The organism is Agrobacterium sp. NPDC090273, assembly GCF_044772305.1.
In the GTDB taxonomy this organism is placed as follows: Bacteria; Pseudomonadota; Alphaproteobacteria; order Rhizobiales; family Rhizobiaceae; genus Agrobacterium.
Genome location: NZ_JBIVYN010000004.1, coordinates 451,442 through 466,378 on the forward strand (window position 1 = coordinate 451,442; position 14,937 = coordinate 466,378).

Annotated in this window: 18 protein-coding genes; 13 read left to right on the forward strand and 5 right to left on the reverse strand. The window is 55.8% G+C overall.

What is annotated here, in order from left to right; genetic code table 11:
* The first annotated feature begins 58 nt into the window (after window positions 1-58).
* The 4 genes from ACIQT8_RS14255 to ACIQT8_RS14270 all read left to right on the forward strand — a co-directional run bounded on the left by ACIQT8_RS14255 (window position 59) and on the right by ACIQT8_RS14270 (window position 4,668).
* Window positions 59-1,522, forward strand: a complete 1,464-nt coding sequence (locus tag ACIQT8_RS14255; protein ID WP_400966277.1) for a phage tail protein — start codon at window positions 59-61, stop codon at window positions 1,520-1,522.
* A 13-nt stretch (window positions 1,523-1,535) separates the two neighbouring features.
* Window positions 1,536-2,051 (forward strand): phage major tail tube protein, encoded by a 516-nt coding sequence (locus ACIQT8_RS14260; RefSeq protein WP_400966280.1) that lies wholly within the window; start codon window positions 1,536-1,538, stop codon window positions 2,049-2,051.
* Window positions 2,052-2,128: 77 nt separating this feature from the next.
* The gene (locus tag ACIQT8_RS14265; RefSeq protein WP_400966282.1) at window positions 2,129-2,404 is read left to right on the forward strand and encodes a phage tail assembly protein; all 276 of its coding nucleotides are present in this window, start codon (window positions 2,129-2,131) and stop codon (window positions 2,402-2,404) included.
* Window positions 2,405-2,526: 122 nt separating this feature from the next.
* A complete protein-coding gene (locus tag ACIQT8_RS14270; RefSeq protein WP_400966285.1) occupies window positions 2,527-4,668 on the forward strand; it encodes a phage tail tape measure protein in 2,142 nt (713 codons plus the stop codon).
* A 5-nt stretch (window positions 4,669-4,673) separates the two neighbouring features.
* On the opposite strand, the gene ACIQT8_RS14275 is transcribed toward ACIQT8_RS14270, so the two are convergent.
* Window positions 4,674-4,985 (reverse strand): hypothetical protein, encoded by a 312-nt coding sequence (locus ACIQT8_RS14275; RefSeq protein ID WP_400966288.1) that lies wholly within the window; start codon window positions 4,983-4,985, stop codon window positions 4,674-4,676.
* A 56-nt stretch (window positions 4,986-5,041) separates the two neighbouring features.
* On the opposite strand from ACIQT8_RS14275, the gene ACIQT8_RS14280 reads away from it, so the two are divergent.
* The 9 genes from ACIQT8_RS14280 (at window position 5,042) to ACIQT8_RS14320 (ending at window position 12,109) form a co-directional block, all read left to right on the forward strand.
* Window positions 5,042-5,506 (forward strand): phage tail protein, encoded by a 465-nt coding sequence (locus tag ACIQT8_RS14280; protein ID WP_400966291.1) that lies wholly within the window; start codon window positions 5,042-5,044, stop codon window positions 5,504-5,506.
* 6 nt (window positions 5,507-5,512) lie between these two features.
* Window positions 5,513-5,725, forward strand: a complete 213-nt coding sequence (locus ACIQT8_RS14285; RefSeq protein WP_400966293.1) for a tail protein X — start codon at window positions 5,513-5,515, stop codon at window positions 5,723-5,725.
* Window positions 5,726-5,728: 3 nt separating this feature from the next.
* The gene (locus tag ACIQT8_RS14290) at window positions 5,729-6,895 is read left to right on the forward strand and encodes a phage late control D family protein (RefSeq protein ID WP_400966296.1); all 1,167 of its coding nucleotides are present in this window, start codon (window positions 5,729-5,731) and stop codon (window positions 6,893-6,895) included.
* Between the two features lie 142 nt (window positions 6,896-7,037).
* Entirely contained in the window at window positions 7,038-8,033 is a 996-nt protein-coding gene (locus tag ACIQT8_RS14295; RefSeq protein ID WP_400966299.1) for a glycoside hydrolase family 19 protein, read from the forward strand.
* Window positions 8,033-8,299, forward strand: a complete 267-nt coding sequence (locus ACIQT8_RS14300) for a hypothetical protein (protein WP_400966302.1) — start codon at window positions 8,033-8,035, stop codon at window positions 8,297-8,299. Before ACIQT8_RS14295 ends, ACIQT8_RS14300 begins: the two co-directional genes overlap by 1 nt.
* A gap of 196 nt (window positions 8,300-8,495) precedes the next feature.
* Window positions 8,496-8,786 (forward strand): phage holin family protein, encoded by a 291-nt coding sequence (locus ACIQT8_RS14305; RefSeq protein ID WP_400966389.1) that lies wholly within the window; start codon window positions 8,496-8,498, stop codon window positions 8,784-8,786.
* Between the two features lie 195 nt (window positions 8,787-8,981).
* Window positions 8,982-9,821 carry a DNA adenine methylase gene (locus tag ACIQT8_RS14310; protein ID WP_400966305.1) on the forward strand — a complete coding sequence of 280 codons (840 nt, stop codon included), beginning with the start codon at window positions 8,982-8,984 and terminating at the stop codon, window positions 9,819-9,821.
* A 244-nt stretch (window positions 9,822-10,065) separates the two neighbouring features.
* Complete coding sequence (locus tag ACIQT8_RS14315; RefSeq protein ID WP_400966307.1) at window positions 10,066-11,562, forward strand: hypothetical protein; 1,497 nt, start codon at window positions 10,066-10,068, stop codon at window positions 11,560-11,562.
* The gene (locus ACIQT8_RS14320; protein WP_400966310.1) at window positions 11,555-12,109 is read left to right on the forward strand and encodes a hypothetical protein; all 555 of its coding nucleotides are present in this window, start codon (window positions 11,555-11,557) and stop codon (window positions 12,107-12,109) included. Before ACIQT8_RS14315 ends, ACIQT8_RS14320 begins: the two co-directional genes overlap by 8 nt.
* Window positions 12,110-12,176: 67 nt before the next feature.
* Here the strand turns inward: ACIQT8_RS14320 and ACIQT8_RS14325 are convergent, their stop codons facing one another.
* The 4 genes from ACIQT8_RS14325 to ACIQT8_RS14340 form a co-directional block, all read right to left on the reverse strand.
* The gene (locus tag ACIQT8_RS14325; RefSeq protein ID WP_400966313.1) at window positions 12,177-12,590 is read right to left on the reverse strand and encodes a hypothetical protein; all 414 of its coding nucleotides are present in this window, start codon (window positions 12,588-12,590) and stop codon (window positions 12,177-12,179) included.
* Between the two features lie 9 nt (window positions 12,591-12,599).
* Window positions 12,600-13,262, reverse strand: coding sequence for an SOS response-associated peptidase (locus ACIQT8_RS14330; RefSeq protein ID WP_400966316.1), 663 nt, complete (start codon window positions 13,260-13,262; stop codon window positions 12,600-12,602).
* 2 nt (window positions 13,263-13,264) lie between these two features.
* Window positions 13,265-13,741, reverse strand: a complete 477-nt coding sequence (locus ACIQT8_RS14335) for a hypothetical protein (protein WP_400966318.1) — start codon at window positions 13,739-13,741, stop codon at window positions 13,265-13,267.
* 108 nt (window positions 13,742-13,849) lie between these two features.
* Window positions 13,850-14,089 (reverse strand): hypothetical protein, encoded by a 240-nt coding sequence (locus ACIQT8_RS14340; RefSeq protein WP_400966392.1) that lies wholly within the window; start codon window positions 14,087-14,089, stop codon window positions 13,850-13,852.
* Between the last annotated feature and the right edge of the window lie 848 nt (window positions 14,090-14,937).

Genomic DNA, 14,937 nt, shown 5'->3' on the forward strand with positions numbered 1-14,937 from the left:
GTCCGGATTTGAGCCGGCACCCTCCCCCAAAAATCTGAAACCTCTATAGGAGACCATAATGGCTGACCTAGCCTATGCGCATGGCGTGACCTTGACCGAAAGCGCGGCAACCCCGTCGCTTCTTCGTGTCCAGCGCCAGGGCATTACTTTCATCAACGGCACTGCGCCGGATGCTGATGAGGCGACTTTTCCGCTGAACTACCCGACGCTGGTCACCTCAGTTGCCGGGGCTGCATTGCTTGGCGCTGCCGGCACGATTCAGGAAGATATTACGACCGTATTCGGCGAAGGCGGATCGTGGTGCATCATTAACCGGGTTGAGCACAGCGACGATCCGGCCGTGTTGCAGGCAAATTTGCTTGGCGATGCCGTGTCTCGTACTGGCATTTTTGCCGCTCTCCGCGCCAAGGGTATCACCGGCTATCAGCCGCGCGTCGTCATCACGGCCGGAAATACTGGTTCGTGGGTCGAAGATGGGGTTGTCTCAGTCTCCCTGACGGCGGCAGGTTCCAAAATGACCGAAGCGCCAACCGTCACGGCGACGGGTGGCGGCAATGATCCCGGCAAGGAGCTGCCCACGCTGGTTGCCGTCCTTGGCGAAGGCGTGAATGCGGGCAAGGTGGTTTCTGTCACGGTGACCCAGCCGGGCAAGAAGCTTTCTGAGCCGCCCGTTATCACGTTCGAGGGCGGCGGCGAGGATGCTGCCAAGGTGCTGCCGCAGGCGACTGCGAATGTCGGTGATGTCGCAAACCCGTTCGTTTCGGCGCTGAACGCCATTACCCCGAAAATCCGGGCACGTGGCTACATCAGTGGTCCGAACACGACCAATGCCGAAGCCCTACGCTTCCGCCGCACGATCAATGGCGGGCGCATCCTGGTCATCGATCCAAAGGTCATCAAGAACGTTGACGGCGTGCCGGTAACGAAGCCGCAGGCGGCAGTCTTCGCCGGCGTCCGGTCCCGTGTCGTCGCTTCCGATGAGGGTGTGTCTGGTTCGGTTTCGAACAAGATCATTCGCACCATCGACGGCGTTGCCCGCACGATCATGTATCCGGATGATGCGAATTACCTGAACGAACAGCAGGTTGCGACCATCATCAATGAGCGTGGAGGCTTCCGTACATGGGGCAGTCGTCTGGCGACAGATGACCAGCTTTGGCAGTTCGATAGCGTTCGCGCCACGGCCGACATGATCAACGAGTCCCTGGAAGACATCTATTTCAACTACGTCGACCGGAAATTCACCAAGGGCAATTTGAAGATGATGATGGAGGACGGCAATGCCGCGATCCGCGTCTTCAAGAACAACGAAGATATCCTTGGTGGCCGTTGCTGGTTCCCTGCCCTGAACGACCCGACCCTGATGGCGAATGGCAAGCTCTTCCTCCATGTCGAGTTCGAGCCGGTCGGTATCATGGAGCAAATCCACATCACCACTCATCGCAACATTCTCTACTACCGGCTGCTGCTGGACGAAGTGAATGGGCTTATCGAAACCGGCCCGCTTGCGGTTGCCGCATAAGGAGTAGCCAGACATGGCAGAAAGAAATCTTCCTCGTTACATCCTCCGCGACTGCATGTTGTGGGCGGATCGCGAAAGCCAGATCGGCCAGATCGGCGACATCACGCCGCCCGTTCCGGAAGCCAAGCGCGAGACGATGCGCAACGCCGGCATGATCAAGGAACGCAATATTCATCTTGGTTACAATGCGCTGGAATTCAGCTTCAAGATGCCGGGTCTCGATCCGGCCATCCTGAAGCTGTTCGGCCTGAAACCCGGCTCTGAAGACACGCCATTCCTGATTACCGGCGCGCTGGTCGATGAGGATGGCACCACGCACAGTGCCGTCATGTCCATTCGTGGCAAACTCTACAAGCCTGACGCCGGCACCTGGAAGGGTGGCGACCTGGCCGAGAACGACTACGCCGTGGACGTGAATTATTACAAACTCGAAATCGACGGTAACGAGATCTACGAGATTGACGACTTCGATTTCAAGGTCGGCGGCGTGTCGCAATACGCCGACATTCGCAGCGCGATGCTCCTATAAGCCCGCGCTGCCCATTCCCGCAAATTTTCCCTTCCATTCGGCCCGCTTCGTGCGGGCCATTTCTTTGAGGTTCTACCATGACCGAGACTGTAACTGTCGCCCTGTCCAAGCCCCTCGCCAACGGCGACGCCACAATCACCGAGTTGACCTTCCGCGAGCCAACTGTGGGTGACCTGATCGTTGGCGATCAGATGACCGGCCAGCTCGCAAAGATGACCGCCATTCTCGCGGCGATCTCCGACACGCCCCTTCCTGTGTTCAAGAAGATCGGCGCGAAGGACTTTTCCAAGATCGTCAGCAAGACCGGTGGCTTGTTGGGAAACGACAAGACGAACAACACGACTGGCGACTGATCGTCGTTTTCGTCGCCCGATACGGCCACACATCGCTCGATGTCATCGAGCGGTGGCCCCCTCCCAAACTGCTGGCCTACTTCGAAAAGGTCAGTCAACTGAATAAGATCATGGGGCAATAAATGTCTGTCGTGCAAAGCACCCTGCGCATCTCTCTTCTCGAAGATGTGGTCGCGAAATCCGCTCCGATCTTTCGCACTCTCGACCGTCTGCAAAACCAGCAGATGACGGCCTTCGCGCCGATGCGTGGACTGATTGGCCAGGCGGTCGCGCTGGGTGCCGGCTACCTCGGCGCATCGCGTGGCATGAGCGCGACGGCCGGCGCTGCCATGGATTTCGAGTCCGCCTTTGCTGATGTGAAAAAGGTTGTCGAAGCCAGCGACGAGCAGCTGGAAAACATGCGCCGTAGCATTCGGCGTATGTCTGAAGAAGTTCCCATGGCCGCAACGGATGTTGCCGCTCTATGGGCTGCTGCCGGCGAAAGTGGCATCGCCACAAACGAGCTGCGCGACTTTGCCGAAATGGCGGCGCGCGTGGGTATCGCCTTCGACCTTGGCGCTGGCGAGGCCGGCGAAAGCCTGGCCAAGCTGAAAACGCAGTTGGGTCTATCGGTGGCCGAAACCGGCAGTTTCGCCGATGCCATCAACCACCTTTCCAACAACATGGCGTCCAAGGCCAAGGAAGTCACAGAGTTTATGCTCCGCGTCGGCTCCATCAGTGAGATGAGCGGCTTTGTGAAAGAAGATGTTGCCGCCATGGGTAGCGCCATGATCGCGGCCGGCTCCGATGCCAGCACGGCCGGCACGGCTATGAAGAACGTTATCAAAGCGTTGGCACGTGGCGACTTCGCCAAGAAGTCGCAAAAAGAAGCCGCCAAGGCCCTCGGCCTGCATCTGCCTTCCATCGCAAAGGATATGCAGAAAGACGCCAAGGGAACGATGCGCAAGGTGCTGACGGCGATTGCCAAGGCTCCGAAGCATCAGCAGACGGCGCTCTTGTCCGAGTTCTTCGGGGATGAGGCCAGCGCCTTCATGCCGCTGGTCGGCAATATCGAGCTGCTGGACAAGGCGCTTGGCAGTGTCGCTGACAGATCGAAGTATGCCGGGTCTGCCTTCAACGAGTTTGTCGAGCGATCCAGCACCACGCGGAACATTCTCGATCTGACGGGCAACAGGATTGCCAACATCTTCTCCGAGTTTGGCGACAGCATGTTGCCGATGATCAAAGAGGGCGCAAAAGGCGTCAACGATGTTCTGGACACCCTCGGTAACCGGGTCTCTATCTTCGATGAACTGAGCACCTCCTTTCAGGGCTTCATTAAAGGCTTTGGTTACACCGGTGGAATGCGGGATTTCGTGAACGATCTCGGCGACCTCCTGCTCGGCCGTGTCGATCCGAACGCCGGCGACAACCTTGGTCGACTGTTTATGCAGGCGAAAGAATGGGGCGCTTCAATCCGCGAATTGAGCGATGCGGTTCAGAACAATCCGCTTGCGCAGTTTCTGGGGGAAATGTCTGGTTACGGCCTTCAGCTATTCGTATGGGGCGCGGGCATCGCGCTGCTTGCCGGAACAATCCGCAAACTGGCCGGGGCGCTTCTTCTGCTCTCGGGTGCCAGCACCGCGCTTTCAATCCTGAAGACAATCGGGACTTTGAGCGAGTTTCCGGGTTTGGATGGCGGTGGCAAAAAGTCAGCCGGCAAATCCACTCCAAAAGGTGGCGGCGCTGTTCCTGACGTTCTGCCATGGTACAGCCAGGCCGGGCAGTGGTTGAAAGGCTTTGGCGCGCAGGCTGCTTTGGGCATGAGCGTACAATCGCTAGGCGACACACCCGGCGACACGTTTGAGGACCAGGTCAACAACCAGGCGAAGTTCAAAGAAGCCCTGCAAAAGATATTCGGGCTGAACAAAGACGCGACAGGGGTTTCGGGCTGGGACCGGTTCTGGCTGGGGGATGCTGCAAAGCCAGACTTCAGTTTCCGCGAGCATGCGGCCATCGGCGGTGCGGGCGGTTCCGGAGCGGCCGCGCCTGCCGGTGGTGATGGTCCCGTTCTTGCCCGCATTGATGCGGGGTCAATCGCGGAAATGGTCAAGCCAAGCGGCACGCAGGATGTTCGGGTGACAAACCAGCAGCCTGTCACCGTGGCGGTTCACAACCAGATCAGCATTACCGGTGTCTCCGATCCACAGGCGGCAGGCAACGCAGCGGCCGCGCAGGTCGGCGAAAAGGTCCGGCAGGGCGTGGAAAGTTCGTTTAGCGACTAACGCGCTTAACGGATAAAGCCGTTCGTTTTGGCGACCCGCCGTATCTGTACACAGTGAGCAGCTTTCGCAGTTTTCGACATGTTTTCTTGCTGAAACTTTTTGCCGTCAGTCATCAACTGAAGGCGTGACGCAAACTCCATGTCGTCGGCGGCAACTGTTTTCTCAATGTAGGCTGCGATTTTTTCCTGATCGTAGGACAGGTCGCAAAACTCTTCCGCCGCCAAAACCGTGCCGAGCTGCAGGGCAACGCTATTGGAACTCTGCTTCGGCGCGGCAAATGCAACGGTCGCGAAAATCAACAGCGGTGGAATCATCAACGCAGGTTTCACCGCTGTTCCTCTCTTTCTCATCAAAGCGACGCCAGAGGTAAAATATGTCCGGTAACACGTCAATGATGCTCGGCGGCTTCGCTTTCGAGGCGCTTGGCTTCGGCTATCAGGGGATCAAGCGATCCCTCAACACGGCATGGGCTGAAATCCCTGTCGGTCAAACTCTCAATCCACAACAGTGGACCGGGCCAACGTCCGACGAAATCACGATATCCGGCGTCGTCTTCACTGAAGAGTTTGGCGGGCAATCGCAGCTCGATGGGATTATTGCCGAAGCATCGGCCGGCGTGCCGATGATGCTTGTCACGGGCGACGCGGCCGAAGGTGTCATCCGTGGCGTCTTTACCGTCCAGGGGATCGAAGAAGACAAGTCGCTTCACAATGCCCGTGGTGTCGCCGCCCGCAATGCCTACGCCATCAAGCTGAAACGACAGCCGGACACAGTGCCGCTCTCCGGAGGCTCACTTCTGGATCGCGCGACCAGCTTCCTTTCCGACCTCTTCCGGTGATTTCCCATGTCAAACACGTACATCACGCGGCAAGGCGAGACCGTCGATCTTGCCTGCCTCGCCCATTACGGCCGTACTGAAAAAGTCGTCGAGGCTGTTCTCGATGCAAATCCCGGCCTCGCTTCGATGGGGGCGGTGCTGCCGATCGGCACAAAGATCGACATGCCAATCGTATCGTCAACGACAACGCAACCGCGTCTTGTCAGCCTTTGGGACTAAGCCATGCATCCACGTGTCGAAATCACCATTGATGGTGCGCCTGTTGCCGGTGCGTTCTATGAGCGCCTGAAATCCCTCACGATCACCGACAAGGAAGGTCTGAAGTCTGACACGGTCGATATCGACCTGAACGATGGCCCGCCAAAATTCCTTGCTCTTCCTCCAACCGGTGCCTTGATCGCGGTGCGGATGGGCTACGGCTCCAACCTGCGGGACATGGGCTTATTCAAACTCGACAAGCCAAGTCTGTCATGCCTCCCCTACAGTCTGTCACTCTCTGGCAAGGCTGTGGACTTTGGAAGCGGCAAGCTGAAGGAACGGCAGGAACGCGCCTGGGACAAGACATCGCTTGGCGATATCGTCTCACAGATCGCCAATGAAAGCGGGCTGAAACCGGCAATCGACCCTGATCTTTCCAAGTTCGTCTATCCGTGGATAGGCCAGCAGGATGAAAGCAACCTGCATTTTCTGCGCCGCCTGGCGCAACGTCACAACGGCCTGTTCTCGATCAAACAGGGTCGGTTGCTATTCTCGAAACTCGGATCGGGCAAAGCTGCCAGCGGCACCAACATTGGAAGCGTGATCGTCACGCCTGAAATGGTGCAGCTCGGCACGCTGAAATATGATTACGGGGACCGCACCAAATACAGCAAGGTCGTTGCCTACTATCAGGACAGCGACAAAGCGCAGCGGGTGGAAATCGAGGCGGATGCGGATGCGGAAGGCGATAGCGTCTATCGTATTCCAGAGCCGTTCTCCTCGCCCGACGAGGCGGACAAGGCGGCGCAGTCGAAAGCCAAGAGCCTAAAGCGTGGCGAGGCTACCACGTCCGTCACTGTGATTGGAGACGAAGCCATCTGTGCCGGTGCGCCACTTCTCTATGCCGGCATTCGGCCGGGTCTCGATGGCGTTCCTTTCATCATCGACACCGCGACGCATCGCTATGTGGCGAAAGGCACGTTCACCACAGCCATCTCCGGCAAACTTTACGATGGCAAGTCATCGACGGAAAAAAGCGACGATGCCGGCGACGGGTCGGCCGGTACTGATACCGGCAACGCAGGATCGGAAAGCGCCGGCAAGGTCGCGCCGAACAGTGCGCCCGGTACGCCGGCAACGCCATCCTCATTCCTTACACCGCGCCGGTTCGGCCGGACGGATGAAAACTGATTAAACGGCTGGCCGCGTTGTTTGCGGCGGTCGCACTCATCGGGTCGCAATCGTGACCTGGTCGCGCCAGGCTCTACCTCGCGCGCGAGCCGCAAGGCTCCCTCCCCTCCCTCTCTCGGGTAAATCTCAAAAGGACATGACTATGAAAGCTGTAACCGCCGCGCACGTGCGCGCGGCTGCGAAAACGCGCGTCAATGAAAGCAACCTCAACTCGGTCATGATCGCGTTGGACAGGTACGCGGTGGAGTTCGGTCTCCATCTGCCGCATCGGGCCATCGCTTTCGTCGCGCAGCTCATGCACGAAAGTGGCGAATTCCGCTATGATCGGGAAGTCTGGGGGCCGACGCCCGCGCAGGCCCGGTATGACACCCGCACCGATTTGGGTAATACGCCTGAAGCCGATGGCGACGGTTACAAGAACCGTGGGCGCGGCCCGATACAGGTCACTGGCGCTTACAACATCCGCGCCTTCTATGACTGGTGCAAACGCAAAGGGCTTAACCCGCCTGATTTCGGTTCAAATCCTGACTTTATCAACTCCGATCCATGGGAAGGGCTTTCCGCCATCTGGTATTGGGATGAAGGCAATCCCGATAGGAAGAGCCTCAACCGCTACGCGGATCGCAACGACCCTGAAATGATCACTCTACGGATTAATGGAGGTTTGAACGGGTATGCCGAGCGCCTCGCCTGCTACACCCGCCTCGGCCTTGTCGTGCTTGGCTTTAGCCCTCTCGATATTCGCGGGTTTCAGGGCAAGGCGAAAACAGCCGGTCTCTACAAGGGTAATCTGGATGGCCTTGACGGTCCGCAAACCAGAGCGGCCATCCATCTGATGTTGGTCGGCCTCTCGCCCAAAGACCCCAGCGCCGTGGTGAAGGCTGCGCCGGTCACCGAAGAAACGATTGTCGCGGTCACGCCTCCCAGCCTCGATGCCCCGTGGTGGAAATCGAAAGAGGTCATCGTGCCCGTGGTGACGGGTGGCGGGCTTTCTTCAGGGCTGGCGGCAGTCGGCTCCATGCCATGGCAGAACCTTGCTCTGGTGCTTCTATCCTTCGTCGGGGTGGTCGTCTTCCTCCTGTGGCGCAAGAGCCTGGATACCAAGGCCGTCAACGAGCAAATAAAGGTGTTGGCCTGATGTTTGCGCTCGATACCACCTGGCTCAAAATTGCGGCCGGGGCGATGGCGTGCGCCGTTGCCCTGTCTGCCGGTGCCTTTCACCTCGGAAAATCCGTAGGCCGCTCAACCGAGCGCGCCGAGATTGAGCTGAAAGCCGCCAAGAACGCGCTCAATCGCATCACTGACATGGAGAAAAACAATGCGTCGTTTCGCGACCTTACGCCTCGCCACCGTTGCCTTGCTTTCATGCGGGTTAGCGGGCTGCCTGACAGCGCCTGCGACTGACGGAAGCGGTTACCAACTGACACGGTTTGCCGATCCGCAGGCGGCGCGACTTGCATCGCAGGATGCAGCGGCCGGACCGGCAATCCACGCAAACAACCAGCAGTGCATGCAAGACCCTGCCTGCCGGAAATAGAAATCGAAGGCTTCAAGGAAGCCGTGGGGGCTGAAGGTGGACAAGTTCAACTCATTCAACGAAATGCTCACCGCATGGGGCGGCGGGGCATTCACAACAATCATCGGCGCACTTGCCGGCCGCTTCATGTGGCACGGCAACGAGGCCAGAAAGGGCAACCGGAAATTCTTCGGGCGCGAATTGCTTTGGGAGTTCCCCGTCGCCGTGGGCATGGCGCTGATAGGTGAAGGCGTTGCGTCTTACATCGGCATGAGCCAGCCGGCGTCAACCGGTCTTATCGCCGCCCTCGCCTACTTAGGACCGCGCGGCACGGAAGTGCTCTTCCAGCGCTGGTTTAGCAAAAAGGTCGCCTGATCTTCGGAAATCAATGGGCCGGTTGTTAATCCATCCGGCCCATTTCATCTGCCGCCTTCGGGTGGCCGCAGCCTCGCGGCTGCAACAGCGGGTGCAGATTGGCGTCGTACCCCGCCCGACAACATCAAAGATCATTGCCGCACCCTTCGCCTGCGCAGGCCGGGGCGGTTTGTCAGAAAAGATGATCTTAGACAAATGCAAAATACATTTCTGTTTTCCGAGGTTCGCCCGGTGTCTCCTCCCGCCGCCTATCTTGGCGGCAAAAAGCAACTTGCAGCGCGTATCGCGTCGATGCTCGAGCAAATTCCCCATGACCTCTATGCCGAACCATTCACAGGAATGGGCGGCGTTTTCTTCCGCCGTCGCCTGGTTCCTCGGTCGGAGGTGATCAACGACATTTCGGGCGACGTGGCGACGTTGTTTCGCATCCTGCAGCGCCATTACCCGCAATTGTTGGAGGTGATGAAATTCCAGATTACGTCGCGGAGGGAATTCGAGCGGTTGAGCAAGTGCGATCCTTCGACCTTGACCGATCTGGAGCGGGCGGCGCGCTTCCTCTACCTGCAAAAGTTATCGTTCGGCGGAAAGATCACGGGCCGCACGTTCGGTGTCGACACGACAGGTGGTGCGCGATTTAACGTTTCTCGGCTTACGCCTATTCTGGAGGAGGTTCACGAACGGCTTGCCGGTGTCGTCATCGAGTGCCTGGACTGGCGTTCATTCATTGATCGTTATGATCGGCCGGGAACGATGTTCTACCTCGATCCGCCCTACTACGGGTGCGAGAACGACTATGGAAAGAACGTCTTCAGGCGAGAAGATTTCGCAGAGATGGCGGAACGTCTCAGCACAATCAAAGGGAGGTTCATGATTTCGCTGAATGACATGCCAGAGGTCAGAGAGATTTTCGGCCGCTACCCCATGGCGTCGGTGTCGCTCACTTACACAATCCGTGGCGGCGATGGAAAACAGGTTGGCGAAGTCGTCATTCTTGATGGTAAAGACCCAAGTATTCCCAACCTGCCATTGCTTTGAAACATAAAAAGACCGCCCGGTTTAAGCCGGGCGGCTTTTTTTCGCTTGATATCGTGTCCACGGTCTAACGATTGCACAAGAGAAATTACTTTTCATTTTGAGCAGATGGGCAAACACTTCGCGCTCTAGAACTCTACGTAGTACACCTCAGACACACGTAAACAGCTACTTATACTGGCAAGCGTTACGTAGACAGTAGTAGTTAAATGAGTATCCTCCAGTGTAAATCATCGGAGGGTTTAGCATGGCTGGCGTAACTGAAGTCAACGTCCTCGCAGACTGGACGTTATCCATCGATCACTTTTATTCTATTATTAAAGCCTCTTTAGGCGAACTCTCCGCCGGAGGAAAATACCAGATTCAAGCTACTGCAATTCCGCTTGATGTCTCGACCGAATATGAGTGGTTCGCACGCGGGCTAATTAACCAGGCGTTTAACGCTGCCTTGGAACCGGTCCCTGCCAGCAGCAATCTGAGCGTTGGCCTTCAGTTACGAACGCAACTCTCTGAAGAATACAAAACGTTTTTGTCGCGGGCGCTGACCCTGGTGGAAGAGAAAGAACTCGATGACGATGTAGTCGCGAGGATCGATGAACTCGAAGTCGAAATAGAAAATCTGTCTGAGAAAGAGGAGAAATTAGGCACCAAGCTCGCTGAGAAATGGAGCGCCTATTCTAAACTGAAGGGGATAGATTCTGGCGATGTGGTTGCAAACACCCACTGGTTACAAGGTCAGCCAGATAGCTACAAATTACTCAATCTCCAAGAAGAAATGCGTATGAAGATTGCGCTGCAACTCGGCCTGCGAGATCAGCAGTACGACAATCCCGATCACAAGGCGTTGTTAGAGGCGTATAAAAAAGTGATCAGTCCTGCCGCGACTATGCGCTACCCGAGATTTGAAGATAAAACGTACGGTGATGAGGCAAAGAAATTTAACGTCGTCTATTTTGCGAGCAAGGAAGCATTCGATTCAAACCTCTTCATAAATGAATTTATGATGACTCCTTTGATGTCCATCGAAAGCATATCTAAGGGGCAGTTTGGAAAACTCAGTACAAAGGTGGAGAAAACTTCGGAGTCCTCAGAATCAATTACTGAAGACTGGAACACATCCGGCGGTGTAAGCTACGGACCGGTAAGCATTAGAGCGAACGCGTCTTCCCACAAAAAAATTGAAGAAGATTTCAAGTCGGCGCAAACCGTAACTATATCGGCAGAGGCGCTGATTGCGATCCCTTATAATGCTGACACATGGTTTACTCCCTCAGTCTTCGACAACCCTCTGATAAAAAGCAATTTCCAGCTGTTTAACAGATGGCTTGGCGAAAAGGGTACGTTGAGGATTTTTCCAACGCATCTGGTTGTTTGCCGTGGCCTCAGTATCGTGTTTACCAGCTCTCAAGACTGGCAGTATGATTATGAAAGTGACTTCAAAGCGGGCGGGTCCGGCTCCGCTTCGCTCTTCGGCGTCAGCTTTGGTGGCGGTGGTTCTTACCAGAAGCATGTCGAGCGCCAGAACGTAGAAAAACGGGGACATACGCTTACCTTCAGCGACGGCACCGATAATCTTCGAATTATCGGCTATCATACTGCAATCAACCCGGTACTCGAAGAATTCGCATTCTTGCAAAACGAACACTTCAACAATGTACTGAAGATGTCCCAAGAGCATGAATTGCGCCTAGCAAAATCTGAAGGAGAGAAGCGAACGAAAAACCAGAAGGGGCGTAATGACTGACAGCAAAAAAGCGGGTCTCAAGCGTAGTATGGTGTGGGCTACCGGGGTCCTGCTGGTCGCGGGATGTGACCAGCGACCTATCGTGGTAACTCCGCAGGTCATAGTTTATCTGAACCAGCAAGATGGTTCGCCTTCACAAAACACAAAAAATGAAACCGCTCGTATACGACTGCCCGTGTGCGACATGGAGAAGTGCGACGAGGACGATCCTATATGTGCGGCCAAGGTATTAGGGCGTTTAAAAGCGAAACAATCTCCAGTTTGGTCGCAATTTAATGAGAAGCCGCCCGCGATCTACACCATTGCGGCGAGAGGTTATTATGTAGACCCAGTTCGAAAGGTTACTTTTCAGAAATCGCTCGACAGTTGGTCAGAGCTAGGATGTGTTCGTGCTAGCGCAGGAGCAGAGACCGCTGCCTCAGAAGCTCGGTTACGAGACTGCGTGCGCCACATGCCTTACTGGATTATTTTAGCCAATAGGGAACAGATTTCGGAGTTGGCGACAGATACCGACTTTCGGCGTGTGTGCCTGCGCGATCAGCCGTAAGACACTAGCGATGCTCACCAGGGTAGTTCGCAAACGCTATCGTCGAACGTCTCCTAGTTCCTCATGGCTACACCAAAGTCTCCATTGTTATCATCGGGTCAAATGACGTCTCCCTCAATTGCGGGAGGCGAACTTTCTTTTTCCATTGTTCCAATGCCTCTTCCGGAGATCTGCAAACTACCCATTCTATGAATGCTCCTGTTAGACTCGGATTGTCGTAGAGGATGGCAGCAAGTTCTTTGCGCGTACTGAAGAGCATCTGCAATGTCGCTCCGGTTCGAACGTAATCCTCATCATCGAAAACTTCGGCTGTGAGAAAACCGGTAAAGCTTGTCAGATTGGAGTCGCCGTCGACCTCGTCGAGCAAGCGCTGGTCGAGTTCGTCGTGCGTCGTCGCTTCTGGGCGCTCGAAGCTGCCGTCATGTAGCGTATCGCGGTAGTAAATACCGTGGTTATCCATGATGCGCTGGCGGATTTGCATCTCTGCCTCCTATACAAATAGATCCTGTTGTTGTTTCTCTTCCTCGACTGGCAGAAGCACCAGCCCATCGTTCGGCAATTGCCTCTGAAGCGCTTTCGCTTCCTCCCATGGCGCGGTCAGCCAAATCTCAACTTCTTCTTTCGTCGTCAGAATGACCGGCATCGCCTTCGGGTGGATCGGTTTGACTATTTCGTTCGGCTCGCATGTGAGGAAGCCGAATAACTGGTGCTGCCCTTCGCGTGGGTTCTTCAGCGAGCCACGCGTACCGTTCCATTCGGTCCAAATGCCGGCGAAGAACGCCAGTGGTGTTTCCTCATTGATTGCGAACCACCGCTTTGTTTTCCGTGGCTTCGTGTCTTCCCATTCGCAGAAGGTTGTCCAAGGCACGACACAACGGCTATCTGGCTGCAGCCAACGACGCCAATGAGGCGAGCCTACGTTTCGAATGTTGGTCACGCCCGTGTCAGGTTTGCCGTCTGTAACAAACGTAGGCGAGGGCATGCCCCAAGTCAGACCAACCAACTCACGTCCACCGTCGAAGTTTCTAACCACAGGTGCCGGCCTGTCGGGGTAAACCTCGACATCTGGCTCCAGGTTGAGCCTTTCCTGCATCGTACCGGCGATGTTACGGATCGCCTCTTGATGCGTGTGAACGCGATATAAATTGCACATAGTCACCTCGGCATCTTGGCTATGGTGATTTTCACATCACCCTTGACGTTGCATCGCCTGCACTTCAGCCGCTTTGCGAGGTCGTCAATCGTCATATCTACCTTGGCGACACGTCGTAGCTGCCAGTGCGGGACATTTGAAACGTGGCCGCAATAGTTGCACTTGGCAACCACCACCTCCCAACTCCGAACGTCTACGACCTTAACGACCGGCTCCTTCTCCTGTTTCAATTTCGCGATCAAGCTGTCGGCGCGAGCATAATAGGTAAGCGTGCATCTTCCCGAGAAGCCTTCCGTTGGCTTCGGACATTTCAGGACATCCTTTGAAATCTTGCTCAACAAGGCAGGCATCGAATGATCGCCGTACTCGATCATCAATTCTGCGGTGCTGATGAATCTGAGCAGTTCACACTCCTCGCACAGTACGCCAACAGGTTCACCGCCGTGATCGGATAGCAGGTATGTTCCTTCACCGGGCATCTCGGATAAAACCCGGTTCTGCTGATTTTCGGCGCACGTTCTTATTCTCCTGTTTCAGAGCTGCAAGACTTCTCATGGGTGGTTGGCGCGCGCCGTCGCGCCGGTGAATTACTCTGGCATCAGGTCGGCAATTTCGCCGTGCTGTACCAACAGTCTTGGGTTGGCCATGTCGCCGCTTTCCTCGTCGACTGTAACCGCGTAGGCGGCAACGCCGATGTTTCTAGACGCCATGCCGCTCGCGATCTTTTCTGCCGAAGCGACGCTAGTTGCGAGGCGCTTTTCGCCCGGCACAATTCCGTTGCGTCCTTTTTTAAACTGCACAACGATGATTTTTTCTGCGTCTGCCATAATCGTCTCACTCAGGTTTGTTCTATAAATGTTCTCTTTTTTGGTTGGAGTCAAGATATCTTGATTGACGCTCGCCACGTGGTTATGTGGCCATATGAGATATCTGCTTTCACCGTCATTATTTTTACTCTCTGCCTTCGGTGCCCATGCCGCAACGGAAAGTGAGTATCGAGCAAGGTTCTGCACCGACATGGCGCAGGAGCGCGTTTTACCGAACGGGACGCGGGTAGACTGTTTGACGAATAGGCTTGCTATCGAGGTCGACTGGACGCACAAGTGGGCCGAAGCCATAGGGCAAGCGATGTTGTACTCGGCTGCAACCGAGCGGATGCCGGCGATCATTCTTGTTTGTAAGGTGGCTCCGGAAGCATGCCTCAAGCACGAGTACCTGGTCAACGAAGCAGTGGCTTACTGGAAACTGCCCATTACCGTTTGGCTTTGCATGCCTAAAGATGTGAATCTCTCCCATTGCAAACGAAGAGACTACTGAGACCGCACCAATGCAATGGATATAGGACACAAATTGAACCGGCCACGCCTAAACGCGTCATGAATTTCTCCATGAGAACAACGGCCGAAAGCGACGTTTCGAGGAGTTTTCCCAGCAGGCTCGCCCTTGACGGCGTTCATCGCGCGCACTTTTGGGCGAGCCGCCTTAGTGAGGCGATTACAGCTTTCAATATCGTATAACCGGTGATTGCTCCCCCTTCCGAGCAAACCTAAAATCGAAACTTCCATCGCACCGCCCAGAACGTAAGCATACGGTGAGGGCCGCAGGTCAGGCTGCTTGAGCGTCGACGGTCGGCGACGTCCAATTCCAAGGAAGCATTTGCTCCAGCCTTGTCATC

Excerpts from the sequence above, each read along its gene's own strand:
- ACIQT8_RS14255 (WP_400966277.1), top strand. The coding sequence starts at position 59 with ATGGCTGACCTAGCCTATGCGCATGGCGTGACCTTGACCGAAAGCGCG.
- ACIQT8_RS14260 (WP_400966280.1), top strand. The coding sequence starts at position 1,536 with ATGGCAGAAAGAAATCTTCCTCGTTACATCCTCCGCGACTGCATGTTG.
- ACIQT8_RS14265 (WP_400966282.1), top strand. The coding sequence starts at position 2,129 with ATGACCGAGACTGTAACTGTCGCCCTGTCCAAGCCCCTCGCCAACGGC.
- ACIQT8_RS14270 (WP_400966285.1), top strand. The coding sequence starts at position 2,527 with ATGTCTGTCGTGCAAAGCACCCTGCGCATCTCTCTTCTCGAAGATGTG.
- ACIQT8_RS14280 (WP_400966291.1), top strand. The coding sequence starts at position 5,042 with ATGTCCGGTAACACGTCAATGATGCTCGGCGGCTTCGCTTTCGAGGCG.
- ACIQT8_RS14285 (WP_400966293.1), top strand. The coding sequence starts at position 5,513 with ATGTCAAACACGTACATCACGCGGCAAGGCGAGACCGTCGATCTTGCC.
- ACIQT8_RS14290 (WP_400966296.1), top strand. The coding sequence starts at position 5,729 with ATGCATCCACGTGTCGAAATCACCATTGATGGTGCGCCTGTTGCCGGT.
- ACIQT8_RS14295 (WP_400966299.1), top strand. The coding sequence starts at position 7,038 with ATGAAAGCTGTAACCGCCGCGCACGTGCGCGCGGCTGCGAAAACGCGC.
- ACIQT8_RS14300 (WP_400966302.1), top strand. The coding sequence starts at position 8,033 with ATGTTTGCGCTCGATACCACCTGGCTCAAAATTGCGGCCGGGGCGATG.
- ACIQT8_RS14305 (WP_400966389.1), top strand. The coding sequence starts at position 8,496 with ATGCTCACCGCATGGGGCGGCGGGGCATTCACAACAATCATCGGCGCA.
- ACIQT8_RS14310 (WP_400966305.1), top strand. The coding sequence starts at position 8,982 with ATGCAAAATACATTTCTGTTTTCCGAGGTTCGCCCGGTGTCTCCTCCC.
- ACIQT8_RS14315 (WP_400966307.1), top strand. The coding sequence starts at position 10,066 with ATGGCTGGCGTAACTGAAGTCAACGTCCTCGCAGACTGGACGTTATCC.
- ACIQT8_RS14320 (WP_400966310.1), top strand. The coding sequence starts at position 11,555 with ATGACTGACAGCAAAAAAGCGGGTCTCAAGCGTAGTATGGTGTGGGCT.
- ACIQT8_RS14325 (WP_400966313.1), bottom strand. The coding sequence starts at position 12,590 with ATGCAAATCCGCCAGCGCATCATGGATAACCACGGTATTTACTACCGC.
- ACIQT8_RS14330 (WP_400966316.1), bottom strand. The coding sequence starts at position 13,262 with ATGTGCAATTTATATCGCGTTCACACGCATCAAGAGGCGATCCGTAAC.
- ACIQT8_RS14335 (WP_400966318.1), bottom strand. The coding sequence starts at position 13,741 with ATGCCCGGTGAAGGAACATACCTGCTATCCGATCACGGCGGTGAACCT.
- ACIQT8_RS14340 (WP_400966392.1), bottom strand. The coding sequence starts at position 14,089 with ATGGCAGACGCAGAAAAAATCATCGTTGTGCAGTTTAAAAAAGGACGC.